Below are 22,626 nucleotides of genomic sequence, written 5' to 3'. Positions count from 1 at the left end.
GCTCACGCGCTGGAGGTCGACTTCGGGGCGCCGGACGAGGGTGCGGCCGCTGGTGTCCATGGCGACATTATTGAGCGTTATCGGTCGGATAACGCAACCTTACCCACGAAGCGTCTCGCGATCTGACACGATCTGATGCGGTCCCTCGTGGCAGGCCGTGGCGGTGGCCTCGGTCGCGGCGCCGACCCGGGCGATTTGGCCGTCAGCGCGGGCTCTGGCAGACTAGTCGGGTTGCTTGCTCTGGCTTCGGCGCGCAAGGGACTGCCCTTCTTCAGAAGAGTCTCTCTGCGCGTCCGGCCCTCGCCCGGTGACAACGAATCGAACCACGTGAACCGACCAGCCGGTCGAGCGGTGGGGCGACACATCGGCGAGAGTGGCAGGCCGGCGGCTGCCGGATGACAACGGACCCACCCAGGGTCACACCCCGACCAGGATCGATGTGTGACTCCGTGTGGATCGGGCGACACACCCGACCTCGGGGGTCGGTGACATCGCAGGCCAGCGCCCACCAGACAGATAGCAGTACCTATTCGGCAAGGCGAGAGAGAGACGAGAGATGGCGGGACAGAAGATCCGCATCCGCTTGAAGTCGTATGACCACGAGGTCATCGACAGCTCGGCGCGCAAGATCGTCGACACGGTGACCCGTGCCGGCGCCACAGTGGTCGGCCCGGTGCCCCTGCCGACGGAGAAGAACGTCTTCTGCGTCATCCGGTCGCCGCACAAGTACAAGGACAGCCGCGAGCACTTCGAGATGCGCACCCACAAGCGCCTCATCGACATCATCGACCCGACCCCCAAGGCGGTCGACTCGTTGATGCGTCTCGACCTGCCCGCCGACGTCAACATCGAGATCAAGCTCTGAGGCGACGACGATGACTTCGATGACTCAGAACAGCGCCACCCGCACGATGAAGGGGCTCCTCGGCGAGAAGCTCGGCATGACCCAGGTGTGGGACGCCGACAACCGCCTCGTGCCCGTCACCGTGATCAAGGCCGGCCCCTGTGTCGTGACCCAGGTCCGCACCGAGGGCACCGACGGCTACTCCGCCGTGCAGATCGGTTTCGGCGCGATCGACCCGCGCAAGGTCACCCAGCCCCTGAGCGGTCACTTCGAGAAGGCCGGCGTGACGCCGCGTCGTCACCTCGTCGAGCTCCGCACCGCGGACGCCGGTGACTACGAGGCCGGCCAGGAGCTCACCGCCGAGGTGTTCGAGCCGGGTCAGCGCATCGACGCGACCGGCACGACCAAGGGCAAGGGCTTCGCCGGTGTCATGAAGCGCCACGGCTTCCACGGTGTGTCCGCCAGCCACGGTGCGCACCGCAACCACCGCAAGCCCGGCTCGATCGGTGGCTGCGCCACCCCGGGCCGCGTCTTCAAGGGCATGCGCATGGCCGGCCGGATGGGCGGCGTGCGCCAGACCACTCAGAACCTCACGATCCACGCCGTGGACGCAGAGAAGGGCCTGCTGCTCGTCAAGGGTGCCGTTCCCGGCCCCCGTGGCGGCATCGTCCTGCTCCGCACGGCTGCCAAGGGAGCCTGATAAGCCATGGCAACTGACACCAAGACCTCGGAGACGATCACGGTCGTCGACGTCACTCTCCCCGCCGAGATCTTCGACGTCCAGACCAACGTCCCCCTCATCCACCAGGTCGTCACCGCACAGCTCGCGGCCGCCCGGCAGGGCACGCACTCGACCAAGACCCGCGGCGAGGTTCGCGGCGGTGGTCGCAAGCCGTACCGCCAGAAGGGCACCGGTCGCGCTCGCCAGGGTTCGACCCGCGCGCCCCAGTTCGCCGGCGGAGGCACCGTCCACGGTCCCCAGCCGCGTGACTACAGCCAGCGCACCCCGAAGAAGATGAAGGCGGCCGCGCTGCGCGGCGCCCTCTCGGACCGGGCGCGCCACGGCCGGATCCACGTCGTCGAGGCGATCACGTCCGGTGACGCCCCGTCCGCCAAGGCGGCGGCGGCCGGTCTGGCCGCGCTGACCGAGCGGAAGAACCTCCTGGTCGTTCTCGAGCGCGCCGACCTCGTCGGTCTGAAGTCGGTCCGCAACCTGCAGAACGTCCACGTTCTCGCGGTCGACCAGCTGAACACCTACGACGTCCTGTGCGCCGACGACATCGTCTTCACCAAGGGCGCCTACGACCGGTTTGTCTCCGGCGGCCCCGCCGCCGGGTCGACCCCCGAGACCACCACCGCGACGACCACCGAGAGCGAGGACGCCAAGTGAGCTCCTTCACGACGTTCAAGGACCCGCGCGACATCCTGATCTCTCCGGTCGTCTCGGAGAAGTCCTACGGTCTGCTCGACGAGGGCAAGTACACGTTCATCGTCGACCCGCGGGCCAACAAGACCGAGATCAAGATCGCCGTCGAGCAGATCTTCAAGGTCAAGGTCGACTCCGTCCACACCATGAACCGCCAGGGCAAGGCACGCCGGACCCGCTTCGGGATCGGCAAGCGCAAGGACACCAAGCGTGCCATCGTCACTCTGCGCGAGGGTTCGATCGACATCTTCGGGAGCGCGGGCGTCTGACGCCTGCTGCGAAGGGATTAGGGAACCATGGGTATCCGTAAGTACAAGCCGACCACGCCGGGTCGCCGCGGCAGCTCTGTCGCCGACTTCGTCGAGGTGACTCGCTCCACGCCGGAGAAGTCGCTCGTGCGGCCGCTGACCAAGAGCGGCGGACGCAACGCGAGCGGTCGCATCACGACCCGTCACATCGGGGGTGGACACAAGCGCGCGTACCGCGTCATCGACTTCCGCCGCGCCGACAAGGACGGCGTGCCTGCGAAGGTCGCTCACATCGAGTACGACCCCAACCGCACCGCACGCATCGCGCTGCTCCACTACGCCGACGGTGAGAAGCGGTACATCCTCGCGCCGAACCGTCTCCGCCAGGGAGACATGGTCGAGAACGGCCCCGGCGCCGACATCAAGCCCGGCAACAACCTGCCGCTGCGCAACATCCCGACCGGTACGGTCGTGCACGCCGTCGAGCTCCGCCCCGGCGGTGGCGCGAAGATCGCCCGCTCCGCGGGGATGCGCGTGCAGCTCGTCGCGAAGGACGGTCCGTACGCTCAGCTGCGCATGCCGTCCGGTGAGATCCGCAACGTCGACCTGCGCTGCCGCGCCACGGTCGGCGAGGTGGGCAACGCCGAGCAGTCCAACATCAACTGGGGCAAGGCCGGCCGTATGCGGTGGAAGGGCAAGCGCCCGACCGTCCGCGGTGTCGCCATGAACCCGGTCGACCACCCCCACGGTGGTGGTGAGGGCAAGACCTCCGGTGGCCGGAACCCGGTCAGCCCGTGGGGACAGCCGGAGGGCCGCACCCGCCGCCCCGGCAAGGCCAGCGACAAGATGATCGTTCGCCGCCGTCGTACTGGCAAGAAGCGCTGATAGGAGCCTCGACACATGCCTCGTAGTTTGAAGAAGGGCCCCTTCATCGACGACCACCTGCAGAAGAAGGTGGACGCTCAGAACGAAGCGGGCACGAAGAACGTCATCAAGACCTGGTCGCGCCGTTCGGTCATCAGCCCGGACATGCTCGGCCACACCTTCGCCGTGCACGACGGCCGCAAGCACGTCCCGGTGTTCGTCACCGAGTCGATGGTCGGTCACAAGCTCGGCGAGTTCGCCCCGACGCGGACCTTCAAGGGTCACGTCAAGGACGACAAGAAGGGACGTCGTCGCTGATGGCTACCCCCAACGTCACCCAGGAAGAGCAGGTCATGGAAGCTCGCGCCGTCGCGCGGCACGTGCGCGTCACGCCGATGAAGGCGCGTCGCGTCGTCAACCTCATCCGCGGCAAGGCCGCGGTCGACGCGGTCACCGCGCTGCAGTTCGCGCCGCAGTCCGCGAGTGACCCCGTCCGGAAGGTGCTGCAGAGCGCCATCGCCAACGCCCGGTTCCTCGCCGACCAGCACGCCAACCCTTTCGACGAGCGTGACCTCGTCGTGGCGGAGGCGTTCGTCGACGAGGGCCCGACCATGAAGCGGTTCCGCCCCCGTGCGCAGGGCCGGGCCTCGCGCATCAACAAGCGCACCAGCCACATCACCGTGGTCGTCCAGACCGCGCCCAAGAAGTCTGTCGAGAAGAAGAACGGAGGCACCCGCTGATGGGACAGAAGGTCAACCCGCACGGCTTCCGACTCGGCATCACGACCGACCACAAGAGCCGCTGGTTCGCCGACTCCACCAATGAGGGTCAGCGTTACCGCGACTACGTCAAGGAGGACGTCGCGATCCGCAAGCTCATGTCCGAGGGCATGGAGCGCGCCGGAATCGCCCGCGTCGAGATCGAGCGCACCCGGGACCGGGTCCGTGTCGACATCCACACCGCCCGCCCCGGCATCGTCATCGGTCGCCGTGGAGCGGAAGCCGACCGTATCCGCGGTGAGCTCGAGAAGCTCACCGGCAAGCAGGTCCAGCTGAACATTCTCGAGGTCAAGAACCCCGAGATCGACGCCCAGCTCGTCGCGCAGGGCATCGCCGAGCAGCTCTCGGCGCGTGTCTCGTTCCGTCGGGCCATGCGCAAGGGCATGCAGTCCGCCACCCGCGCCGGTGCCAAGGGCATCCGGGTCCAGGTCTCGGGTCGACTCGGCGGCGCCGAGATGAGCCGCACCGAGTTCTACCGCGAGGGTCGCGTCCCGCTGCACACGCTGCGCGCGAACATCGACTACGGCTTCTACGAGGCCCGCACGACCTTCGGTCGCATCGGCGTGAAGGTCTGGATCTACAAGGGCGACCTCACGGCGCGCGAGCTCGCCGCCCAGCAGGCCGCATCCCCCCGCCCGTCCCGTGGGCCGCGCCGTGACGGTGCCGACCGTCCGGCCCGCGCCCGCCGCGCCGAGCGTTCCGAGGCTCCCGCCGAGGTCGCGCCGGCCGCCGCCGAGACGGCTCCGGCCGCTCCGGTCGCCGAGGCGCCAGCAACCCCTGAGGGAGAGAACAGCTGATGTTGATTCCTCGTCGAGTCAAGCACCGCAAGCAGCACCACCCCGGCCGCAGCGGCGCTGCCAAGGGCGGCACGAAGGTCGCCTTCGGTGAGTACGGCATCCAGGCGCTCGAGCCCGCGTACGTGACCAACCGGCAGATCGAGTCCGCGCGTATCGCGATGACCCGGTACATCCGCCGTGGCGGAAAGGTCTGGATCAACATCTACCCGGACCGCCCGCTGACCAAGAAGCCGGCCGAGACCCGCATGGGTTCCGGTAAGGGCTCCCCGGAGTGGTGGGTCGCCAACGTCAAGCCCGGGCGCGTCATGTTCGAGCTCTCCGGCGTGCCGGAGGAGACCGCGCGTGAGGCCATGCGGCTCGCGATGCACAAGCTCCCCATGAAGTGCCGTTTCGTCAAGCGTGAAGGTGGTGACATCTGATGGCCGTTGGTAGTAAGGACCTCGCCTCCGAGCAGCTGCGCGGCATGGACGACGACCGTCTGGTCGACGAGCTCCGCAAGGCCAAGGAGGAGCTGTTCAACCTCCGGTTCCAGTCCGCCACGGGTCAGCTCGACAACCACGGCAGGCTCCGCGCGGTCCGCAAGGACATCGCCCGGATCTACACCGAGATGCGCGAGCGTGAGCTGGGCATCGGGTCCGCCCCGGCTCAGCCGGTGAAGGCCGAGACGTCCGAGAAGAAGTCTTCCGCGAAGGCCAGTGACAAGAAGGCCGAGAAGAAGTCGGCCGCGAGCAAGGCCGAGAAGAAGGCTGAGAAGGCGGAGGCCAAGTGATGGCTGAGGAGAAGAACAGCGTGAGCGAGACCCAGGTCGGTGTGGACGCGGAGAGCCGCAACTACCGCAAGACCCGTCAGGGCTATGTCGTCAGCGACAAGATGGACAAAACCGTCGTGGTCGAGGTCGAGGACCGCGTCAAGCACGCGCTCTACGGCAAGGTCATGCGCAAGTCGCACAAGGTCAAGGCGCACGACGAGCAGAACTCCGCCGGTGTCGGTGACCGCGTCCTCATCATGGAGACCCGTCCACTCAGTGCGACCAAGCGCTGGCGCGTGGTGGAGATCCTCGAGAAGGCCAAGTAACCGTCGGGCAGTCCCCGACAAGCCCCGAGAACCAAGAGCTCGCTCCGCTCGCGGTTCGCCCGGCTGGGCCCGCCCCAGCGACCAACCGTTCGGCAAGGCTCACGAGAGTGAGAACCGGCACGACAGTAGGAGATAAGACAAGTGATCCAGCAAGAGTCGCGACTGCGAGTCGCCGACAACACGGGCGCCAAGGAGCTCCTGTGTATCCGCGTGCTCGGAGGCTCCGGCCGCCGCTACGCGGGTATCGGTGACACCATCGTCGCCACGGTCAAGGACGCCATCCCCGGCGGCAACGTCAAGAAGGGCGACGTCGTCAAGGCGGTCGTCGTGCGCACGGTCAAGGAACGCCGCCGACCCGATGGCTCGTACATCAAGTTCGACGAGAACGCCGCGGTCATCCTCAAGAGTGACGGCGACCCGCGCGGAACGCGCATCTTCGGCCCGGTGGGCCGCGAGCTGCGCGAGAAGCGCTTCATGAAGATCATCTCGCTGGCTCCGGAGGTGCTCTGACCCATGGCGAACCACAGCAAGCACACCAAGGGCAGGATGAAGATCAAGAAGGGCGACACCGTCCAGGTGCTCACGGGCAAGGACAAGGCCAAGACCGGCAAGGTCATCGCCGTCTACCCCGAGACGCAGCGGGTCCTCGTCGAGGGCGTCAACCGCGTCACCCGCCACACCAAGGCGGGCACCGAGCGTGGATCCCGGACCGGGGGGCTCGTCGTCCAGGAGGCGTCGATCCACGTGAGCAACGTGGCGATCGTCGACCCGAGTGACAACAAGCCGACCCGGGTCAAGACCAAGGTCGAGACCGTCGAGCGCGACGGTCGCAGCAAGACGAGCCGCACCCGTGTCGGTGCCCGCTCCGGTAAGGACCTCTGATGAGCCAGACAGATACCAGCACCACGGTCTCCGAGACCACGCAGGCGGCCCCGCGGCTGAAGGCGCGCTACCAGGACGAGATCAAGGACGCGCTTCGCTCGCAGTTCGACTTCTCGAACCCGATGCAGGTGCCGACCGTGACCAAGGTCGTCGTCAACATGGGCGTCGGCGAGGCGGCTCGCGACAGCAAGCTCATCGAGGGTGCGATCCGTGACCTCACCGCGATCACCGGCCAGAAGCCGCTCGTCACCAAGGCCCGCAAGTCCATCGCCCAGTTCAAGCTCCGTGAGGGCATGCCGATCGGCGCCCACACGACACTGCGTGGCGACCGGATGTGGGAGTTCCTCGACCGGCTCGTGAGCGTCGCACTGCCGCGCATCCGTGACTTCCGCGGACTGTCCCCGAAGCAGTTCGACGGTCGCGGCAACTACACCTTCGGTCTCACCGAGCAGTCGGTGTTCCACGAGATCGACCAGGACAAGATCGACCGCGTGCGGGGTATGGACATCACCGTCGTCACGACGGCGACCAACGACGACGAGGGACGTGCGCTGCTGAAGGCGCTCGGTTTCCCGTTCAAGGAGAACTGATCCCATGGCGAAGACCGCGCTGAAGAACAAGGCGGCGAAGACCCCTAAGTTCAAGGTCCGTGGCTACACCCGCTGCCAGCGCTGCGGCCGTCCGCACTCGGTCTACCGCAAGTTCGGCCTCTGCCGGATCTGCCTCCGGGAGATGGCTCACCGCGGTGAGCTCCCGGGTGTGACCAAGTCCAGCTGGTAACCCAGACCCCGGGGGCAGGACAACCGAGCCCCCACACCTCTCGTACGACATCAATCCATCTACATCGAAGGTCCGAACCGCGACAGTCGCGGGGGAGGAAACCACGGTGAGAAGGGGCGGAGAAGCCCAATGACAATGACTGACCCGATCGCGGACATGCTGACCCGCGTCCGGAACGCCAACTCGGCGCAGAAGGACGAGGTGGCCATGCCGTACTCGAAGCTGAAGTCGCACATCGCGGAGATCCTCGAGGCCGAGGGCTACATCAGTGGCTGGTCCGTGGCCGACGCCGAGGTCGGCAAGACCTTGACGATCAACCTCAAGTACGGTCCGAACCGCGAGCGCTCCATCGCGGGCGTGCGCCGGGTGTCCAAGCCCGGCCTGCGCGTCTACGCCAAGTCCACCAACCTCCCCAAGGTGCTCGGTGGTCTCGGCGTTGCCATCATTTCCACGTCGTCTGGCCTCCTCACGGACAAGCAGGCGGCCCAAAAGGGTGTGGGCGGGGAAGTCCTCGCCTACGTCTGGTAAGGGGGATCCGACATGTCGCGAATCGGACGACTGCCCGTTTCCATCCCCTCCGGTGTCGACGTCACCATCGACGGCCAGACCGTCACGGTGAAGGGGCCCAAGGGTCAGCTCTCCCACGAGGTTGCAGCGCCGATCACGGTGGACAAGGGAGATAACGGCATCGAGGTCTCCCGACCGGACGACGAGCGTGACTCGCGCTCGCTGCACGGTCTGACCCGCACGCTGATCAACAACATGGTCCTCGGAGTCACCGAGGGCTACGAGAAGAAGCTCGAGATTCACGGCACCGGCTACCGGGTGCAGGCCAGGGGCTCGAACCTCGAGTTCGCCCTCGGGTACTCCCACCCGATCACTGTGGAGCCCCCGGCGGGTATCACCTTCGCCGTGGAGAACCAGACCCGGTTCTCCGTTCAGGGCATCGACAAGCAACTCGTCGGCGAGGTGGCCGCGAACATCCGCAAGCTCCGCAAGCCCGACCCGTACAAGGCCAAGGGCATCCGGTACGCGGGCGAACACATCCGCCGCAAGGTTGGAAAGGCAGGTAAGTAAGCCATGGCGATGATCGTCAAGCGCGCCAAGGGCAAGGTCGCGGCACGCGGCCGACGTCACCTGCGCGTCCGCAAGCGTCTCTCCGGCACCGCCGAGCGTCCCCGCCTCGTCGTGTCCCGCTCGACCCGGCACATCTTCGTCCAGGTCGTCGACGACACGGTGGGCAAGACCCTCGCGTCCGCATCGACGATGGAGGCGGACCTGCGCTCCTTCGACGGTGACAAGACGGCCAAGGCCAAGAAGGTCGGCGAGCTCATCGCCGAGCGGGCCAAGTCCGCGGGCGTCGAGGCCGTCGTGTTCGACCGCGCCGGCAACAAGTACCACGGCCGGGTCGCCGCGATCGCCGAGGGCGCCCGCGAGGCCGGGCTGGCCCTCTAGGACGGAACGACCGTGACCCCCATGACCCAAGAGATGAGGAACATCTGATGCCAGGACCCCAGCGTCGAGGCACGGGTGCCGCAGGCGAGCGTGGCGAGCGTTCGGACCGCCGCGGCGACCGCAACGACCGTCGCGACAACCGTCGCGACAACACCGAGAAGAACACCTACCTTGAGCGCGTCGTGACCATCAACCGCGTCGCGAAGGTCGTCAAGGGTGGTCGTCGCTTCAGCTTCACGGCCCTCGTCGTCGTCGGTGACGGCGACGGCACCGTGGGTGTCGGCTACGGCAAGGCCAAGGAGGTGCCTGCAGCGATCGCCAAGGGCGTCGAGGAGGCCAAGAAGGCGTTCTTCAAGGTTCCCCGGATCCAGGGCACCATCCCGCACCCCGTCCAGGGTGAGGCCGCTGCCGGTGTCGTCATGCTGCGCCCCGCATCGCCCGGTACCGGTGTCATCGCCGGCGGCCCGGTGCGCGCGGTTCTCGAGTGCGCCGGCGTCCACGACGTCCTGTCCAAGTCGCTCGGCTCCGACAACGCGATCAACATCGTGCACGCGACGGTGGCCGCGCTGAAGGACCTCGAGCGTCCGGAGGCCGTGGCCGCCCGCCGCGGCAAGCCGTTGGACGAGGTCGCCCCCGCGGCGATGCTCCGCGCCCAGGCCGCGGGCCGCGCGGAGGCGGCGAAGGCTGCGTCAGATAAGGCGGGTGTCTGACATGGCACGCCTCAAGGTGACCCAGGTCCGTTCCGAGATCGGTGGCAAGCAGAACCAGCGTGAGACGCTGCGCAGCCTCGGTCTGAAGCGCATCGGCGACACCGTCGTCAAGGAGGACCGTCCCGAGATCCGCGGGATGGTCAAGACCGTGACCCACCTCGTCACGGTCGAGGAGGTCGAGTGAACATGGCTGAGTCCACAAAGAGCACGAAGGCCGAGCAGGCGGAGCACGTCGAGGGTCCGGCCCTCAAGGTGCACCACCTCCGGCCGGCTCCCGGCGCCAAGACCGCCAAGACCCGGGTGGGTCGAGGCGAGGGCGGCAAGCGCGGCAAGACCGCCGGTCGCGGCACCAAGGGCACGAAGGCCCGCTACCAGGTGCGACCGAGCTTCGAGGGCGGCTCGACGCCGATCCACATGAGGCTGCCGAAGCTGCGGGGCTTCAAGAACCCGTTCAAGACCGAGTACCAGGTCGTCAACCTCGACAAGCTCGGTTCTCTCTACCCCGAGGGTGGCGAGGTCACGGTCGAGGATCTCGTGGCCAAGGGTGCGGTCCGCAAGGGCGCCCCGGTCAAGGTTCTCGGAACCGGTGAGATCACCGTCAAGGTCGACGTCACCGCCGACGCGGTCTCCGCGTCCGCGAAGGACAAGATCGAAGCCGCGGGAGGGTCCGTCACCCTCGCGTGACCGACCGTTCCGACAGCCCGCATCCGATGCCGCAGTGCCGACGCACGTCGCGCGCTGCGGCATCGGGCGTTTGGCGGGCGACTCAGGGCAACGTACGCTCATGAACGGACGTATGCTCTCGTCCAAGTGTCGCCATGCGGCGACACGCACACACGCACTCTTGGAGGACTAGGTGCTCTCAGCATTCGGCCGGGCGTTCAAGACGCCCGACCTGCGTCGAAAGCTGCTCTTCACCCTGGGCATCATCACGCTCTACCGGCTCGGCACCCACATCCCGGTGCCCGGCGTGAGCTACACCCTGGTGCAGCAGTGCGTCGAGGGCGCCGACACCTCCAGCGGCTTCCTCGGGCTCGCCAACCTCTTCAGCGGTGGCGCGATGCTCAACATCTCCATCTTCGCGCTCGGCATCATGCCGTACATCACGGCGAGCATCATCGTCCAGCTGCTCACCGTGGTCATCCCGCGGTTCGAGGCCCTCAAGAAGGAGGGCCAGGCCGGCCAGGCGAAGATGACGCAGTACACGCGTTACCTCACGATCGCCCTGGCCGTGCTGCAGTCGGCGACCCTGATCACCTTCGCCCGAAACCCCTCCCAGCTCTTCGGTAACCCCGGCTGCACCAACATCCTCGTCGACGACTCACTCGTGACGATCCTGATCATGGTGCTGACCATGACTGCCGGCACCGGACTGATCATGTGGCTCGGTGAGCTCGTCACCGACAAGGGCGTCGGCAACGGGATGTCCATCCTGATCTTCACGTCGATCGCCGCATACTTCCCGACCTCCCTGAACCAGATCCGCCAGAGCGACGGCTGGGACGTCTTCCTCGCCGTGATCGCCGTGGGCTTCCTCATCATCGCCCTCGTCGTGTTCGTCGAGCAGAGCCAGCGCCGGATCCCCGTCCAGTACGCCAAGCGAATGGTCGGCCGTCAGATGTACGGCGGAACCTCGACCTACATCCCGCTCAAGGTCAACATGGCCGGCGTCATCCCCGTCATCTTCGCGAGCTCGCTGATCATGCTCCCGGTCATGATCGCGCAGTTCAACACCCCCGCACTCGGGGTCGACCCGCCCACGTGGGTCCGCCTCGTCAACGAGTACTTCGGCGGGTCCGGCTCGCACCCGGTCTACATGATCAGCTTCGTCGCGTTGATCCTGTTCTTCACCTTCTTCTACGTCTCGATCACCTTCAACCCGACCGAGGTGGCCGACAACATGAAGCGCTACGGCGGCTTCATCCCCGGTATCCGCGCTGGGCGACCCACGGCGCAGTACCTCTCGTACGTGCTCAACCGGATCACGGTGCCCGGTGCGATCTACCTGGCCCTGATCTCCTTGATCCCGCTCATCGCGCTGCGTCTGATCAACGCCGACCAGAACTTCCCGTTCGGCGGCACCTCGATCCTCATCATCGTCGGTGTGGGTCTGGAGACCCTCAAGCAGATCGAGTCCCAGCTGCAGCAGCGTCACTACGAAGGGTTCCTGCGTTAACTCATGCGTCTCATCATCCTCGGCCCGCCCGGCGCCGGTAAGGGCACTCAGGCCTCCCGGATCGCCGCTCACTTCGACATCCCGGCCATCTCCACCGGCGACATCTTCCGCGCCAACATCAAGAACGAGACCGAGCTGGGCAAGCAGGTCAAGGAGATCCTCGCCTCCGGCGGCTACGTCTCGGACGACATCACGAACGCGATCGTGGACAGTCGGCTGGTGGAGGCCGACTGTGAGCGCGGCTTCCTCCTCGACGGCTATCCGCGGACGACAGCCCAGGTCGCTGCACTCGACGAGATGCTGTCCCGCCGCGACATCGCGCTCGACCGGGTTCTCGAGCTCGTCGTCGACGAGGACGCGGTCGTCGATCGCCTGCTCGCCAGGGCGCAGGTCGAAGGACGCGTCGACGACACCGAGGACGTCATCCGGGAGCGGCTGGCGATCTACCACCGCGAGACCAGCCCGCTGTCCGAGGCATACCGCGCCCGCGGACTCCTCGTCGAGGTCGACGGTCTCGGTGAGATCGACGAGGTGACGGCGCGCGTCGTCACCGCGTTGTCCTGACGAGCAGCCGGGACGTAGTCGAATGGGCTTCTTCCGCAAGGAGCGGATCGAGGGCAAGACGTCCGAGCAGCTGATCGCCATGCGCGCTGCCGGTCTCGTCGTGGCGGACACCCTGGAGATGCTGCGTGAGCGGGTCCGCCCGGGGATGACGACCAAGGAGCTCGACACGCTCGCCGACGAGAACATCCGGCGTTCGGGAGCGGTTCCCTCGTTCCTCGGCTACTACGGTTTCACCGGGACGATCTGCGCGAGCGTCAACGAGGAGATCGTCCACGGCATCCCCGGAACGCGTGTGCTCGAGGAAGGTGACCTGCTCTCGATCGACTGCGGCGCGGTCGTCGAGGGATGGCACGGAGACGCGGCCATCTCGCTCGTGGTCGGCGGCCGCGAGGCTGGTCGTCCGGAGGACCTGGCGCTCATCGACGCCACCGAGGCGGCGCTCTACGCCGGCATCGCGGCTCTCGCTGTAGGTCGTCCGCTGTACGAGGTCGGCGCGGCGGTGGAGGACGAGATCACGGCTGCCGGGTCTCGGGACGGCCGCGAGTACGGCATCGTCGAGGACTACGTCGGGCACGGCATCGGAACGGCGATGCACATGGATCCGCAGGTGCCCAACTACCGGTGCCGCGAGAAGGGTCCTGTCGTGAGCGAAGGTACGACCGTCGCGATCGAGCCGATGATCACCCTGGGCGATCAGGCCAACACCGTTCTCGAGGACGAGTGGACGGTCGTCACCCTCGACGGTGCCCGCGCCGCGCACTGGGAGCACTCGGTCGCCGTCACCGCGGACGGCATCTGGGTCCTGACGGCCCGCGATGGAGGCTCGGGCCCCCTCGCCGGCCTCGGGGCGCCCTACGCCCCGCTGGACTGAGCGGCCTCGCTCAGTCCCGCACTCTGCCGGCGCGTCACGGACCGTCGCCCAGGCGATTTCGCCACGGCCGCCTGGTGCCGTAGACTGGTCAGTCGGTGTCGTGCGCCCACCTGGGCCACGCGTGCGCCGGCCCCTCCACCCCACGACCTCCGTCCCTCCAGTCGGATCCGCTCGAATCACTTCGGCTCGGATCAGATCCCAGGGCCGCAGAACCGTGGGTGGACCACGTCGGCGCGACCAGTACGACAACGGTGAGCAGAAAGAGGATATGGCCAAGAAGGACGGTGTCATCGAGGTCGAGGGCACGATCGTCGAGGCTCTCCCGAACGCAATGTTCCGGGTCGAGCTGACGAACGGTCACAAGGTTCTCGCACACATCTCGGGCAAGATGCGTCAGCACTACATCCGGATCCTCCCCGAGGACCGGGTCGTCGTCGAGCTGAGCCCGTACGACCTGTCCCGCGGTCGGATCGTCTTCCGCTACCGCTGACACAACCAGCAGACCCGCCCCGGACACCCGGAGCGGGACGGATCCGACGAGCAAGGCGAGAAGAACATGAAGGTTCAGCCGAGCGTCAAGAAGATCTGTGACAAGTGCAAGGTGATCCGCCGTCACGGCCGGGTCATGGTGATCTGCGAGAACCTGCGCCACAAGCAGCGTCAGGGCTGATCAGCCAGCGTCTCAGAGCTTCGCGCCGAACGCATACAGCAGTACGCAAGACAGCAGTACGCAAGACAGCAGCACACAACCGAACATCGACAACTGAACACATCTTCACAGCACCCGCCCCCGCGCTCGCCATCTCGGCGATGTGCGGATGCCACTCCCGGTCCCGGAGGCCGGGAACCGGCGCCCGACGGACCGGCACCTCCCACCCGGGAGCAGCCCGTCGGGAGGACCGCCGGACCGGTGCTGTTCCAGACCTCCGGGTGAACACGAAAAGGAACCATCAGCAGATGGCACGTCTCGTTGGAGTCGATCTGCCGCGTGAGAAGCGCGTCGAGATCGCACTGACCTACATCTACGGCGTCGGCCGCACGAGCGCATCGAAGGCGCTCCAGGCGACCGGCGTCGACCCGAACACCCGGGTCAAGGACCTCGTCGACGAGCAGCTCGTCGCGCTCCGTGACTGGATCGAGGACAACCTCAAGGTCGAAGGTGACCTCCGCCGTGAGGTCCAGGCCGACATCCGCCGCAAGGTCGAGATCGGCAGCTACGAGGGTCTGCGGCACCGTCGCGGCCTCCCCGTGCGCGGCCAGCGCACCAAGACCAACGCGCGCACCCGCAAGGGTCCGAAGCGCACCGTCGCCGGCAAGAAGAAGGTTGGTAAGTAATGCCTCCCAAGGGCCGTACTGCGGGCGCCAAGAAGGTGCGCCGCAAGGAGAAGAAGAACGTCGCCGCGGGCCAGGCCCACATCAAGAGCACGTTCAACAACACGATCATCTCGATCACCGACCCCACCGGTGCGGTGATCTCGTGGGCCTCGGCCGGCCAGGTCGGCTTCAAGGGCTCGCGCAAGTCCACCCCGTATGCCGCGCAGATGGCCGCCGAGGCAGCCGCCCGGCGCGCCATGGAGCACGGCATGCGCAAGGTCGACGTCTTCGTCAAGGGCCCGGGTTCCGGTCGTGAGACCGCCATCCGCTCCCTCACCGCGGCTGGGCTGGAGGTCGGGACCATCTCCGACGTCACCCCGTCCCCGCACAACGGTGTCCGCCCGCCGAAGCGTCGCCGCGTCTGAGCCCCGTCGCTCGGACCAGACGCACCTCGGACCAGACGAAGTCAGCAAAGGAAGTCCACAGATATGGCCCGCTATACCGGCCCCATCACCAAGAAGTCGCGTCGCCTGAAGACCGACCTCGTCGGCGGTGACAAGAACTTCGAGCTCCGCCCCTTCCCGCCCGGCCAGCACGGCCGTCGCCGGATCCAGGAGAAGGAGTACCTCACCCAGCTCCAGGAGAAGCAGAAGGCCCGCTTCACCTACGGAGTCATGGAGAAGCAGTTCCGGCGCTACTACCGGGAGGCGGCCAACCGCCCCGGCAAGACCGGTGAGAACCTGCTGACGATCCTCGAGTCCCGTCTCGACAACGTCGTCTACCGCGCCGGCCTCGCTCGCACCCGCCGTCAGGCCCGCCAGCTCGTGACCCACGGGCACTTCGAGGTCAACGGCGTGCGCGTGAACGTCCCGTCGTACCGCGTCGAGCCCTACGACATCATCACGGTCCGCAAGCAGAGCGTGAACGCGTTCCCGATCACGGTCGCGCGCGAGACGTTCGGCGAGCGCCCGGTGCCGGCGTGGATGCACGTCAGCGCCGACAGCCTGCAGATCCTCATCCACCAGCTCCCGGTCCGGGCCCAGATCGACACGGTCCTCACCGAGCAGCTCATCGTGGAGCTCTACTCCAAGAACTGAACCGTGGGGCTTCGCCCCACACCCCGACTGCCAGGAGCTCGCTTCGCTCGCGCGATTCGACGTTCCGAGGAGTCCAGGGCTCGCACGCTCGCCGGACTCCTCGGGCTCGCTCACGCGAGCGAGGTGGGTGGCTGGCGTCGGGCGAGTGCCGCATACGGACAGAGGTATGCGGTGCGCCGGTCGCTCAGACCGGCACCCCTGATCTGGCGTCATATAGCGGTCGCCAGTCGAAAGGAAATGAACAGTGCTCATCGCACAGCGCCCCACTCTGAGTGAAGAGGTCATCTCCGAGTACCGCTCCCGGTTCGTCCTCGAGCCGCTGGAGCCGGGCTTCGGCTACACCCTCGGCAACTCCCTGCGCCGCACGCTCCTCTCGAGCATCCCCGGCGCCGCCGTCACGAGCATCCGCATCGACGGCGTCCTTCACGAGTTCTCCACGATCCCCGGGGTCAAGGAGGACGTCACCGAGATCATCCTCAACCTCAAGGGTCTGGTCGTCTCCTCCGAGCACGACGAGCCGGTCGTCATGTACCTGCGCAAGCAGGGCGCCGGCGCCGTCACCGCCGCGGACATCGCACCCCCGGCCGGTGTGGAGGTGCACAACCCGGACCTGCACATCGCCACGCTCAACGACAAGGGCACGGTCGAGATGGAGCTGACGGTCGAGCGCGGCCGTGGCTACGTCTCCGCGGCCCAGAACAAGAGCGGCGACCAGGAGATCGGTCGGATCCCGGTCGACTCGATCTACAGCCCCGTCCTCAACGTCCGGTTCAACGTCGAGGCCACCCGTGTCGAGCAGCGCACGGACTTCGACAAGCTGGTCCTCGACGTCGAGACGAAGAACTGCATGTTGCCGCGCGACGCGATGGCGTCGGCGGGCAAGACGCTCGTCGAGCTGTTCGGCCTGGCCCGCGAGCTCAACGTCGAGGCCGAGGGCATCGACATGGGCCCGTCGCCGACCGACGCCGCCCTCGCCGCTGACCTGGCGCTGCCGATCGAGGACCTCGACCTGACCGTGCGGTCCTACAACTGCCTCAAGCGTGAGGGCATCCACACCGTCGGTGAGCTCGTTTCCCGCAGCGAGGCCGACCTGCTCGACATCCGCAACTTCGGAGCCAAGTCCATCGACGAGGTCAAGGCCAAGCTCGTGGGCATGGGTCTCGGTCTCAAGGACAGCCCTCCCGGGTTCGACCCGAGCGCGATCATGTCGAACTACGACGATGACGACCTCGATGACTTCGAGGTCGACCCCGAGGCCGAGGGCGTGTCCTTCGCCGAGGACGAGCAGTACTGACGTCTCGCAGGCCGACCTCACCACAGGCCTCTTCACAAAGGAGCTAAGCAATGCCCACCCCCACCAAGGGTCCTCGTCTCGGCGGTGGTCCGGCGCATGAGCGACTCATGCTCGCGGGCCTCGCTACGTCCCTGTTCGAGCACGACTCGATCACGACGACCGAGGCCAAGGCGAAGCGGGTCCGCCCCCTCGCCGAGCGCATGATCACCTTCGCCAAGCGCGGCGACCTGCACGCCCGTCGTCGCGTCATGACCGTCATCCGCGACAAGGGTGTCGTCCACCGCCTCTTCACCGAGATCGCGCCTGACATGGCCGATCGCCCGGGCGGCTACACCCGGATCACGAAGGTGGCCCCGCGCAAGGGCGACAACGCCCCGATGGCGGTCATCGAGCTGGTTCGCGAGCCCATCGCGAAGAAGGCCACCGTCGCCGAGGCCGAGGCCGCCACCAAGCGCGCGGCCAAGGACGCCAAGAAGGCCGACGCGACGAAGGCCGACGAGACCACGGCCGAGCCCGTCGAGGAGCTGACCCTCGACGACAACGCCACCGACGAGGCGGCTGCCGCGCCGGCCGCGGCCGTCGACCTGCCCGAGGGTGCCGTCGCCACGACCGAGGACGGCTCCGCGCCCGAGGGGTACGACGTCAAGGGCAACGCCAACAGCGGGCTCTACCACGTGCCGGGCTCGCAGTGGTACGACTCGACCGAGGCCGAGTTCTGGTTCGCCTCCGCCGAGGACGCCGAGAAGGCCGGCTTCAAGCCCGCCGGCGGTGCCGAGAAGCAGGAGGTCGACGAGGAGGCCTGAGCCCTCTCGACGACACTGCGACGAAGGCCCTTCCCATGTGGGGAGGGCCTTCGACGCGTTCGGCGCCCCCTGCCCGGCGCCACCCCGGCTGCCCTAGCGTGGACCCATGGCCCACCCCGCGAGGTTCGATCCGGACGACCCGCTTCTGCACCGGCTGCGGGACATCGCGCTCGCCCTGCCGGGCGCGGACGAGAAGGTCAGCCATGGCCGGCCCACGTTCTTCACCCGCAAGGTCTTCGCGATCTTCGGTGGAGTCGTCAAGGGCGACCACCACTCCGACAGTCTGGCGCGCTCCGTCCTCTTCCTCCCCGCCGCCGACGAGCGGGACGCCCTGCTCGCCGACGGACGGTTCGTCGTGCCCGCCTACGAGGGCGCCTACGGCTGGCTCTGCCTGCCTCTGGACCGCGGGGAATCGAACGGCTCCGAGACCGACTGGGCCGAGGTGTCGGAGCTCGTCGAGGAGTCCTTCCGCGCCACCGCTCCGGTCACGCTCGTCCGCGCCCTCGACGCCCGATCGGCCGGCTAGCCGTGCGGCTGCGCATCGACCTCGGGTACGACGGGACGGACTTCTCCGGGTGGGCGACCCAGCCCGGCCGGCGCACGGTCCAGGGGGAGCTGACCGCGGCTCTGGCGACCGTCCTGCGCACGGGTGAACCTCCGGCCGTGACCTGTGCAGGCCGCACGGATGCCGGGGTGCACGCGCGCGGTCAGGTCGCCCATGTCGACGTCCCGGACGAGGTGTATGCGTCGCTCGCCGGCCGCGGCGACCTGGAGCCGGCCGATGCGCTGGCCAGGCGACTGCGCGGCCTCCTGCCCCGCGACATCACGCTTCGCGCGGTGTCGCCGGCGCCGCCCGGGTTCGACGCCCGGTTCTCCGCGACGTCTCGCCGGTACCGCTACCTGATCTGCGATGACCCCGCCATGCTGGACCCCCTGCGCGTTCGGGAGACGGTCCTGCACCGTGGCAGGCTCGACGCCGAGGCGATGTCGACGGCTGCCGGACAGCTCACGGGCTTGCGGGACTTCGCCGCGTTCTGCCGGCGCCGTGAGGGAGCGAGCACCGTGCGCACGCTGGTCGAGTACAGCTGGGAACGCAAGGGACCCGGGACGCTGGAGGCGACCGTCGTCGCGGACGCGTTCTGCCACAGCATGGTCCGGGCGCTCGTCGGTGGCGTGGTCCCGGTGGGGGAGGGGCGCGAACCGACGACCTTCCCGGCCGAGGTGCTCGCCCGAGGCCTGCGGGACCCCCGCGTCAAAGTCATGCCGGCCCACGGGCTCGTCCTCGAGGAGGTCACCTACCCGGCCGACGCGGATCTGGCGACGCGCGCGGAGGCGGCCCGCGCATACCGCACGCTCCCGGGATAACCGGTTGGGGTGAGACCGCCGGACGGGGACAATGGCTCCTCGTGGGTCATCTCGACGTCAACGGAGTGCACTACACCCTGCCCGACGGCCGGGTGCTCCTGCGCGATGTCCACGTGCGCGTGGGCGAGGGGGCCAAGGTGGCGCTCATCGGCCCGAACGGCACGGGCAAGACGACGCTCATCCGCATCATCGCCGGCGACGTCGCGCCTGCGGACGGCGCCGTCACGCGCAGCGGCGGACTCGCCGTCATGCGTCAGTTCATCGGTAAGGTCCGCGACGACTCGTCGGTGCGCGACCTGCTGCTCTCCGTCGCCCCCGAGCGGGTTCGCACGGCAGCCGGCGAGGTCGACCGCACCGAGCTGCTCATGATGGAGCGGGACGACGAGGCCGACCAGATGGCGTATGCGCAGGCTCTCGCCGACTGGGCCGACGCGGGCGGCTACGAGTGGGAGACGCACGCGGACGTGTGCACGACGTCGGCGCTCGGCATGCCCTACGAGAAGGCCCAGTGGCGCAAGGTCTCGACGCTGTCCGGCGGCGAGCAGAAGCGCCTCGTCCTCGAGAGCCTGCTCCGCGGGCCGGAGGAAGTGCTCATCCTCGACGAGCCGGACAACTACCTCGACGTTCCCGCCAAGCGCTGGCTGGAGGAGCAGCTCATCGCCTCCCCGAAGACGGTGCTCTTCATCAGCCACGACCGCGAGCTCCTCGACCGGGTGGCGATGCGGATCGCCACCCTGGAGCCGTCGCGCGGGGGCAACACCATCTGGGTGCACCCGGGACGCTTCTCGACCTACGAGCAGGCCCGGATCGACCGGAACGCCAAGCTGGAGGAGCTGCGCCGACGGTGGGACGAGGAGCACGCCAAGCTCAAGGCACTCGTCGTCATGTACCGCCAGAAGGCGAGCTACAACGCCGACATGGCCCCGAAGCTGCAGGCCGCCGAGACCCGGCTTCGGCGCTTCGAGGAGGCCGGACCACCCGAGGCGGTGCCGCTGCGGCAGAAGGTCGCCATGCGGCTGACCGGGGGCCGCACCGCCAAGCGTGCGGTCATCGCGAGCGACCTCGAGCTGCGCACCGGCGACGGTGACGGCACCCGGCTCATGCGCCCGTTCAGCACGGAGCTCTGGTTCGGGGAGCGGGTCGCGGTCCTCGGGAGCAACGGCTCGGGCAAGTCCCACTTCCTTCGCCTCCTGGCCGCCGGAGGCTCCGACCCGGACGTGGAGCACCGGCCGGTCGGCGACCACCGGCCGGCCCCGGTGCCGCACACCGGAATGGTGCGGCTCGGGTCGCGGGTGCGTCCGGGGTGGTTCGCGCAGACGCACGACGTGCCCTCCCTGCACAGCCGGACGTTGCTCGAGATCCTGCACCGGGGCGACGACCACCGTGCCGGGATGCCGCGCGACCTCGCCTCACGGGCACTGGACCGCTACGGCCTCGCCGGTGCCGCCGAGCAGACCTTCGACTCCCTCTCGGGCGGACAGCAGGCGCGGATGCAGATCCTCCTGCTCGAGCTCTCCGGGGCGACACTGCTGCTGCTCGACGAGCCCACCGACAACCTCGACCTGCACTCGGCCGAGGCGCTCGAGGACGCGCTCATGGCATATGAGGGGACCGTCGTCGCGGTCACGCACGACCGCTGGTTCGCCCGCGGCTTCGACCGCTTCCTCGTCTTCCGTGCGGACGGACGGGTCGTCGACAGCGACGAGCCGGTCTGGGACGAGGATCGGGTCCAGCGCAGCCGCTGACCCCGGCGGGGCCCCGGCAGTGCCGCGTCAGCCGATTGTGACGGCCGTCCCGGTGAGGTCGACCCGGAACCCGTCGGGCTGCACCGCCACCGTCTCGAGCCGCATTCCCTCCGGGATACCGGTCACCGTGTGCCGGATCGTGACGAGAGACCGCACGGCCGCGCTCGCGATCTGGTCGATCCAGTCGGCGGCGCCGAGGTCGACCGTCTCCGGCTCGATGACGAGGCGGCCGTCCTGCGCCGATACCCGTCCGGTGGCCTCGATGTCGATCGTGCGCCCGAGGATCTCGATCGAACGGCGCAGTCCGGTCAGCTCACCTGCCGCGAAGAGGTCGACCCCGTCACCGATCTGCGCCGCCGCGGTCCCGAACGGGAGCGTGGCCTCGATCTCGAGCCGATCGGCCGTCAGACCCTCAGCGGTGAGCACGATGCCGGCCCCGGTGGCGGTGACGTCCCGCAGCGGACCGTCGGGTGTGACGACCTCCGTGCTGGTCAGGTCGACATCGGCGAGCCGCGTCTCACCGGGAGCCGTGGTCCGCGCAGTGGTGGTCCCCGACGATCCTGGCGCGACCCGGTCGTCGGTGGCCGGGCCGGACCCGCCCGAGGGCGACGAGAGGGCGAAGAGGAGGACGATGACGAGGAGGACCGAGACGAGCAGCCCGGTGCCGACCCCGGCGGCGAAGGATCGGCCGTTCACGGTCGGACTCCGGTCGCGCTGACGCCGTCGATGTCATAGTCGACGACGACGGGGGCGTGGTCACTCCACCGTTCGGCATAGGTGGCGGCCCGGCCGACGACCGCCTCCCGCGCCAAGGCGGCGAGCGGCGGCGTCGCGAGCTGGTAGTCGATCCGCCAGCCGGTGTCGTTGTCGAAGGCCCGGCCCCGCCAGGACCACCACGTGTAGGGTCCCGGACCCGGGCCGGCGAGCGTGCGGTGGACGTCGACGAGCGGACCTGAGCACCAGCGGTCGAGCAGCGCGCGCTCGTCGTCGAGGAAGCCGGCCTTGCCCAGGTTGCCCTTCCAGTTCTTCAGGTCGTCCTCGCTTCTGGCGATGTTGAGATCTCCCGTCAGCGCCGCGAGCCGTCGGTCGCGAGTCCACTCCTCGAGGCGCCGCTCGAGTGCGACGAGGAAGGCGTACTTCTCGTCCTGTCGAACGGTGTCCGCCTCACCCGTGTGGACGTATGCGCTGGCCACCGTGAGCGGTCCACTCGCCGTGGCGAGGTCCGCCTCGACGTAGCGGCCCTGGGCGGCGAAGTCAGCATCGGGGAGGAAGCGGATCTCGGTCATGGCGGCGCGCGAGAGGACCGCGACACCGGAGTGGCCGCGCCGTGCGGACGAGGGGCTGTGGGCCAGGTGCCAGTCGCCGAAGCCCGCGTCGGCGAGGGTCTTGCGGAGGCCGTCGTCGTCGGCGCGCACCTCCTGCAGGGTGATCACATCGGCACGCTGGGCCCGTAGCCAGTCCAGTCCGCCGCGCCGTGCAGAGGCGCGGATGCCGTTGACGTTCGCCGTGACCACTCGCACGTCGCCACTCTAGGTGCC

The 22,626-nt window shown here is 68.2% G+C and carries 36 protein-coding genes; 34 read left to right on the top strand and 2 right to left on the bottom strand.

Annotated elements, in window-relative coordinates; genetic code table 11:
- Positions 1-556: 556 nt before the first annotated feature.
- The 34 genes from rpsJ to GA707_RS02010 all read left to right on the top strand — a co-directional run bounded on the left by rpsJ (position 557) and on the right by GA707_RS02010 (position 21,088).
- Positions 557-865: a 30S ribosomal protein S10 gene (rpsJ, locus tag GA707_RS02175; protein ID WP_012867945.1), complete on the top strand. Its 309-nt coding sequence runs from the start codon at positions 557-559 to the stop codon at positions 863-865.
- Positions 866-884: 19 nt separating this feature from the next.
- Positions 885-1,544: a 50S ribosomal protein L3 gene (rplC, locus tag GA707_RS02170; protein ID WP_193315121.1), complete on the top strand. Its 660-nt coding sequence runs from the start codon at positions 885-887 to the stop codon at positions 1,542-1,544.
- A gap of 6 nt (positions 1,545-1,550) precedes the next feature.
- Complete coding sequence (rplD, locus tag GA707_RS02165; protein WP_152176755.1) at positions 1,551-2,234, top strand: 50S ribosomal protein L4; 684 nt, start codon at positions 1,551-1,553, stop codon at positions 2,232-2,234.
- Positions 2,231-2,539 (top strand): 50S ribosomal protein L23, encoded by a 309-nt coding sequence (gene rplW / locus GA707_RS02160; protein ID WP_152176754.1) that lies wholly within the window; start codon positions 2,231-2,233, stop codon positions 2,537-2,539. Before rplD ends, rplW begins: the two co-directional genes overlap by 4 nt.
- Before the next feature lie 27 nt (positions 2,540-2,566).
- Positions 2,567-3,403: a 50S ribosomal protein L2 gene (rplB, locus tag GA707_RS02155; protein ID WP_152176753.1), complete on the top strand. Its 837-nt coding sequence runs from the start codon at positions 2,567-2,569 to the stop codon at positions 3,401-3,403.
- Positions 3,404-3,418: 15 nt separating this feature from the next.
- Positions 3,419-3,700, top strand: a complete 282-nt coding sequence (gene rpsS / locus GA707_RS02150) for a 30S ribosomal protein S19 (RefSeq protein WP_026864141.1) — start codon at positions 3,419-3,421, stop codon at positions 3,698-3,700.
- 35 nt (positions 3,701-3,735) lie between these two features.
- Positions 3,736-4,122 carry a 50S ribosomal protein L22 gene (gene rplV / locus GA707_RS02145; protein WP_152177047.1) on the top strand — a complete coding sequence of 129 codons (387 nt, stop codon included), beginning with the start codon at positions 3,736-3,738 and terminating at the stop codon, positions 4,120-4,122.
- Positions 4,122-4,958: a 30S ribosomal protein S3 gene (rpsC, locus tag GA707_RS02140; protein WP_152176752.1), complete on the top strand. Its 837-nt coding sequence runs from the start codon at positions 4,122-4,124 to the stop codon at positions 4,956-4,958. Before rplV ends, rpsC begins: the two co-directional genes overlap by 1 nt.
- Positions 4,958-5,377 carry a 50S ribosomal protein L16 gene (rplP, locus tag GA707_RS02135; protein ID WP_152176751.1) on the top strand — a complete coding sequence of 140 codons (420 nt, stop codon included), beginning with the start codon at positions 4,958-4,960 and terminating at the stop codon, positions 5,375-5,377. The genes rpsC and rplP overlap by 1 nt, the downstream gene beginning before the upstream one ends.
- A complete protein-coding gene (gene rpmC / locus GA707_RS21600; protein ID WP_152176750.1) occupies positions 5,377-5,727 on the top strand; it encodes a 50S ribosomal protein L29 in 351 nt (116 codons plus the stop codon). Before rplP ends, rpmC begins: the two co-directional genes overlap by 1 nt.
- A 20-nt stretch (positions 5,728-5,747) precedes the next feature.
- Positions 5,748-6,032, top strand: a complete 285-nt coding sequence (rpsQ, locus tag GA707_RS02125) for a 30S ribosomal protein S17 (RefSeq protein WP_152176749.1) — start codon at positions 5,748-5,750, stop codon at positions 6,030-6,032.
- A gap of 141 nt (positions 6,033-6,173) precedes the next feature.
- Complete coding sequence (rplN, locus tag GA707_RS02120) at positions 6,174-6,542, top strand: 50S ribosomal protein L14 (RefSeq protein ID WP_152176748.1); 369 nt, start codon at positions 6,174-6,176, stop codon at positions 6,540-6,542.
- A gap of 3 nt (positions 6,543-6,545) precedes the next feature.
- Positions 6,546-6,914: a 50S ribosomal protein L24 gene (gene rplX / locus GA707_RS02115; protein WP_226963469.1), complete on the top strand. Its 369-nt coding sequence runs from the start codon at positions 6,546-6,548 to the stop codon at positions 6,912-6,914.
- Positions 6,914-7,504, top strand: a complete 591-nt coding sequence (gene rplE / locus GA707_RS02110; RefSeq protein ID WP_152176747.1) for a 50S ribosomal protein L5 — start codon at positions 6,914-6,916, stop codon at positions 7,502-7,504. The genes rplX and rplE overlap by 1 nt, the downstream gene beginning before the upstream one ends.
- Before the next feature lie 4 nt (positions 7,505-7,508).
- Positions 7,509-7,694, top strand: a complete 186-nt coding sequence (locus GA707_RS02105; protein WP_152176746.1) for a type Z 30S ribosomal protein S14 — start codon at positions 7,509-7,511, stop codon at positions 7,692-7,694.
- 129 nt (positions 7,695-7,823) lie between these two features.
- Positions 7,824-8,222 carry a 30S ribosomal protein S8 gene (gene rpsH, locus GA707_RS02100; protein ID WP_152176745.1) on the top strand — a complete coding sequence of 133 codons (399 nt, stop codon included), beginning with the start codon at positions 7,824-7,826 and terminating at the stop codon, positions 8,220-8,222.
- Between the two features lie 12 nt (positions 8,223-8,234).
- On the top strand, positions 8,235-8,771 hold the full coding sequence (rplF, locus tag GA707_RS02095; protein ID WP_152176744.1) for a 50S ribosomal protein L6: 537 nt from the start codon (positions 8,235-8,237) through the stop codon (positions 8,769-8,771).
- Between the two features lie 3 nt (positions 8,772-8,774).
- Complete coding sequence (rplR, locus tag GA707_RS02090) at positions 8,775-9,149, top strand: 50S ribosomal protein L18 (protein ID WP_304650367.1); 375 nt, start codon at positions 8,775-8,777, stop codon at positions 9,147-9,149.
- A 47-nt stretch (positions 9,150-9,196) separates the two neighbouring features.
- Positions 9,197-9,859: a 30S ribosomal protein S5 gene (gene rpsE, locus GA707_RS02085; RefSeq protein ID WP_152176743.1), complete on the top strand. Its 663-nt coding sequence runs from the start codon at positions 9,197-9,199 to the stop codon at positions 9,857-9,859.
- 1 nt (position 9,860) lies between these two features.
- On the top strand, positions 9,861-10,043 hold the full coding sequence (gene rpmD / locus GA707_RS02080; RefSeq protein ID WP_152176742.1) for a 50S ribosomal protein L30: 183 nt from the start codon (positions 9,861-9,863) through the stop codon (positions 10,041-10,043).
- 2 nt (positions 10,044-10,045) lie between these two features.
- Entirely contained in the window at positions 10,046-10,543 is a 498-nt protein-coding gene (gene rplO, locus GA707_RS02075; protein ID WP_152176741.1) for a 50S ribosomal protein L15, read from the top strand.
- Positions 10,544-10,715: 172 nt separating this feature from the next.
- Positions 10,716-12,035: a preprotein translocase subunit SecY gene (gene secY, locus GA707_RS02070; RefSeq protein ID WP_152176740.1), complete on the top strand. Its 1,320-nt coding sequence runs from the start codon at positions 10,716-10,718 to the stop codon at positions 12,033-12,035.
- A 3-nt stretch (positions 12,036-12,038) separates the two neighbouring features.
- Positions 12,039-12,599, top strand: coding sequence for an adenylate kinase (locus tag GA707_RS02065; RefSeq protein WP_152176739.1), 561 nt, complete (start codon positions 12,039-12,041; stop codon positions 12,597-12,599).
- 22 nt (positions 12,600-12,621) lie between these two features.
- Complete coding sequence (gene map / locus GA707_RS02060) at positions 12,622-13,470, top strand: type I methionyl aminopeptidase (RefSeq protein ID WP_152176738.1); 849 nt, start codon at positions 12,622-12,624, stop codon at positions 13,468-13,470.
- Between the two features lie 268 nt (positions 13,471-13,738).
- Complete coding sequence (gene infA / locus GA707_RS02055; protein WP_152176737.1) at positions 13,739-13,960, top strand: translation initiation factor IF-1; 222 nt, start codon at positions 13,739-13,741, stop codon at positions 13,958-13,960.
- A gap of 66 nt (positions 13,961-14,026) precedes the next feature.
- Positions 14,027-14,140 (top strand): 50S ribosomal protein L36, encoded by a 114-nt coding sequence (rpmJ, locus tag GA707_RS02050; protein WP_010148647.1) that lies wholly within the window; start codon positions 14,027-14,029, stop codon positions 14,138-14,140.
- A 287-nt stretch (positions 14,141-14,427) separates the two neighbouring features.
- Positions 14,428-14,805, top strand: coding sequence for a 30S ribosomal protein S13 (gene rpsM, locus GA707_RS02045; protein ID WP_152176736.1), 378 nt, complete (start codon positions 14,428-14,430; stop codon positions 14,803-14,805).
- Positions 14,805-15,209 (top strand): 30S ribosomal protein S11, encoded by a 405-nt coding sequence (rpsK, locus tag GA707_RS02040; RefSeq protein WP_152176735.1) that lies wholly within the window; start codon positions 14,805-14,807, stop codon positions 15,207-15,209. The genes rpsM and rpsK overlap by 1 nt, the downstream gene beginning before the upstream one ends.
- A gap of 63 nt (positions 15,210-15,272) precedes the next feature.
- The gene (rpsD, locus tag GA707_RS02035) at positions 15,273-15,881 is read left to right on the top strand and encodes a 30S ribosomal protein S4 (protein WP_152176734.1); all 609 of its coding nucleotides are present in this window, start codon (positions 15,273-15,275) and stop codon (positions 15,879-15,881) included.
- 244 nt (positions 15,882-16,125) lie between these two features.
- Entirely contained in the window at positions 16,126-17,175 is a 1,050-nt protein-coding gene (locus GA707_RS02030; RefSeq protein WP_152176733.1) for a DNA-directed RNA polymerase subunit alpha, read from the top strand.
- 50 nt (positions 17,176-17,225) lie between these two features.
- A complete protein-coding gene (rplQ, locus tag GA707_RS02025; protein WP_152176732.1) occupies positions 17,226-17,978 on the top strand; it encodes a 50S ribosomal protein L17 in 753 nt (250 codons plus the stop codon).
- Positions 17,979-18,084: 106 nt separating this feature from the next.
- Positions 18,085-18,504 (top strand): MmcQ/YjbR family DNA-binding protein, encoded by a 420-nt coding sequence (locus GA707_RS02020; protein ID WP_152176731.1) that lies wholly within the window; start codon positions 18,085-18,087, stop codon positions 18,502-18,504.
- A gap of 2 nt (positions 18,505-18,506) precedes the next feature.
- Complete coding sequence (gene truA, locus GA707_RS02015) at positions 18,507-19,343, top strand: tRNA pseudouridine(38-40) synthase TruA (RefSeq protein ID WP_152176730.1); 837 nt, start codon at positions 18,507-18,509, stop codon at positions 19,341-19,343.
- 41 nt (positions 19,344-19,384) lie between these two features.
- Entirely contained in the window at positions 19,385-21,088 is a 1,704-nt protein-coding gene (locus GA707_RS02010) for an ABC-F family ATP-binding cassette domain-containing protein (protein ID WP_152176729.1), read from the top strand.
- 27 nt (positions 21,089-21,115) lie between these two features.
- Here the strand turns inward: GA707_RS02010 and GA707_RS02005 are convergent, their stop codons facing one another.
- Both GA707_RS02005 and GA707_RS02000 read right to left on the bottom strand, forming a co-directional pair.
- A complete protein-coding gene (locus GA707_RS02005; protein WP_152176728.1) occupies positions 21,116-21,784 on the bottom strand; it encodes an LmeA family phospholipid-binding protein in 669 nt (222 codons plus the stop codon).
- A complete protein-coding gene (locus GA707_RS02000; protein ID WP_152176727.1) occupies positions 21,781-22,608 on the bottom strand; it encodes an exodeoxyribonuclease III in 828 nt (275 codons plus the stop codon). The genes GA707_RS02005 and GA707_RS02000 overlap by 4 nt, the downstream gene beginning before the upstream one ends.
- Positions 22,609-22,626: the final 18 nt, after the last annotated feature.

This window comes from Nostocoides sp. F2B08 (genome assembly GCF_009184895.1).
Classification (GTDB): Bacteria; Actinomycetota; Actinomycetes; order Actinomycetales; family Dermatophilaceae; genus F2B08.
The sequence above is the reverse complement of the archived record's forward strand: the minus strand, read 5'-3'. Positions and strand labels throughout refer to the sequence as shown.

Bases quoted from the DNA above. Each gene is read 5' to 3' on its own strand.
- rpsS (WP_026864141.1), top strand. From the start codon at position 3,419: ATGCCTCGTAGTTTGAAGAAGGGCCCCTTCATCGACGACCACCTGCAG.
- rpmD (WP_152176742.1), top strand. From the start codon at position 9,861: ATGGCACGCCTCAAGGTGACCCAGGTCCGTTCCGAGATCGGTGGCAAG.
- rpmJ (WP_010148647.1), top strand. From the start codon at position 14,027: ATGAAGGTTCAGCCGAGCGTCAAGAAGATCTGTGACAAGTGCAAGGTG.
- rplV (WP_152177047.1), top strand. From the start codon at position 3,736: ATGGAAGCTCGCGCCGTCGCGCGGCACGTGCGCGTCACGCCGATGAAG.
- rplQ (WP_152176732.1), top strand. From the start codon at position 17,226: ATGCCCACCCCCACCAAGGGTCCTCGTCTCGGCGGTGGTCCGGCGCAT.
- rpmC (WP_152176750.1), top strand. From the start codon at position 5,377: ATGGCCGTTGGTAGTAAGGACCTCGCCTCCGAGCAGCTGCGCGGCATG.
- map (WP_152176738.1), top strand. From the start codon at position 12,622: ATGGGCTTCTTCCGCAAGGAGCGGATCGAGGGCAAGACGTCCGAGCAG.
- GA707_RS02020 (WP_152176731.1), top strand. From the start codon at position 18,085: ATGGCCCACCCCGCGAGGTTCGATCCGGACGACCCGCTTCTGCACCGG.
- rpsJ (WP_012867945.1), top strand. From the start codon at position 557: ATGGCGGGACAGAAGATCCGCATCCGCTTGAAGTCGTATGACCACGAG.
- rpsC (WP_152176752.1), top strand. From the start codon at position 4,122: ATGGGACAGAAGGTCAACCCGCACGGCTTCCGACTCGGCATCACGACC.
- rplF (WP_152176744.1), top strand. From the start codon at position 8,235: ATGTCGCGAATCGGACGACTGCCCGTTTCCATCCCCTCCGGTGTCGAC.
- rplP (WP_152176751.1), top strand. From the start codon at position 4,958: ATGTTGATTCCTCGTCGAGTCAAGCACCGCAAGCAGCACCACCCCGGC.
- rplX (WP_226963469.1), top strand. From the start codon at position 6,546: ATGGCGAACCACAGCAAGCACACCAAGGGCAGGATGAAGATCAAGAAG.
- rpsD (WP_152176734.1), top strand. From the start codon at position 15,273: ATGGCCCGCTATACCGGCCCCATCACCAAGAAGTCGCGTCGCCTGAAG.
- rplC (WP_193315121.1), top strand. From the start codon at position 885: ATGACTCAGAACAGCGCCACCCGCACGATGAAGGGGCTCCTCGGCGAG.
- infA (WP_152176737.1), top strand. From the start codon at position 13,739: ATGGCCAAGAAGGACGGTGTCATCGAGGTCGAGGGCACGATCGTCGAG.
- rplD (WP_152176755.1), top strand. From the start codon at position 1,551: ATGGCAACTGACACCAAGACCTCGGAGACGATCACGGTCGTCGACGTC.
- rpsE (WP_152176743.1), top strand. From the start codon at position 9,197: ATGCCAGGACCCCAGCGTCGAGGCACGGGTGCCGCAGGCGAGCGTGGC.
- GA707_RS02105 (WP_152176746.1), top strand. From the start codon at position 7,509: ATGGCGAAGACCGCGCTGAAGAACAAGGCGGCGAAGACCCCTAAGTTC.
- GA707_RS02065 (WP_152176739.1), top strand. From the start codon at position 12,039: ATGCGTCTCATCATCCTCGGCCCGCCCGGCGCCGGTAAGGGCACTCAG.
- rplB (WP_152176753.1), top strand. From the start codon at position 2,567: ATGGGTATCCGTAAGTACAAGCCGACCACGCCGGGTCGCCGCGGCAGC.
- rplR (WP_304650367.1), top strand. From the start codon at position 8,775: ATGGCGATGATCGTCAAGCGCGCCAAGGGCAAGGTCGCGGCACGCGGC.
- rplE (WP_152176747.1), top strand. From the start codon at position 6,914: ATGAGCCAGACAGATACCAGCACCACGGTCTCCGAGACCACGCAGGCG.
- rpsH (WP_152176745.1), top strand. From the start codon at position 7,824: ATGACAATGACTGACCCGATCGCGGACATGCTGACCCGCGTCCGGAAC.
- rplO (WP_152176741.1), top strand. From the start codon at position 10,046: ATGGCTGAGTCCACAAAGAGCACGAAGGCCGAGCAGGCGGAGCACGTC.
- rpsK (WP_152176735.1), top strand. From the start codon at position 14,805: ATGCCTCCCAAGGGCCGTACTGCGGGCGCCAAGAAGGTGCGCCGCAAG.
- rpsM (WP_152176736.1), top strand. From the start codon at position 14,428: ATGGCACGTCTCGTTGGAGTCGATCTGCCGCGTGAGAAGCGCGTCGAG.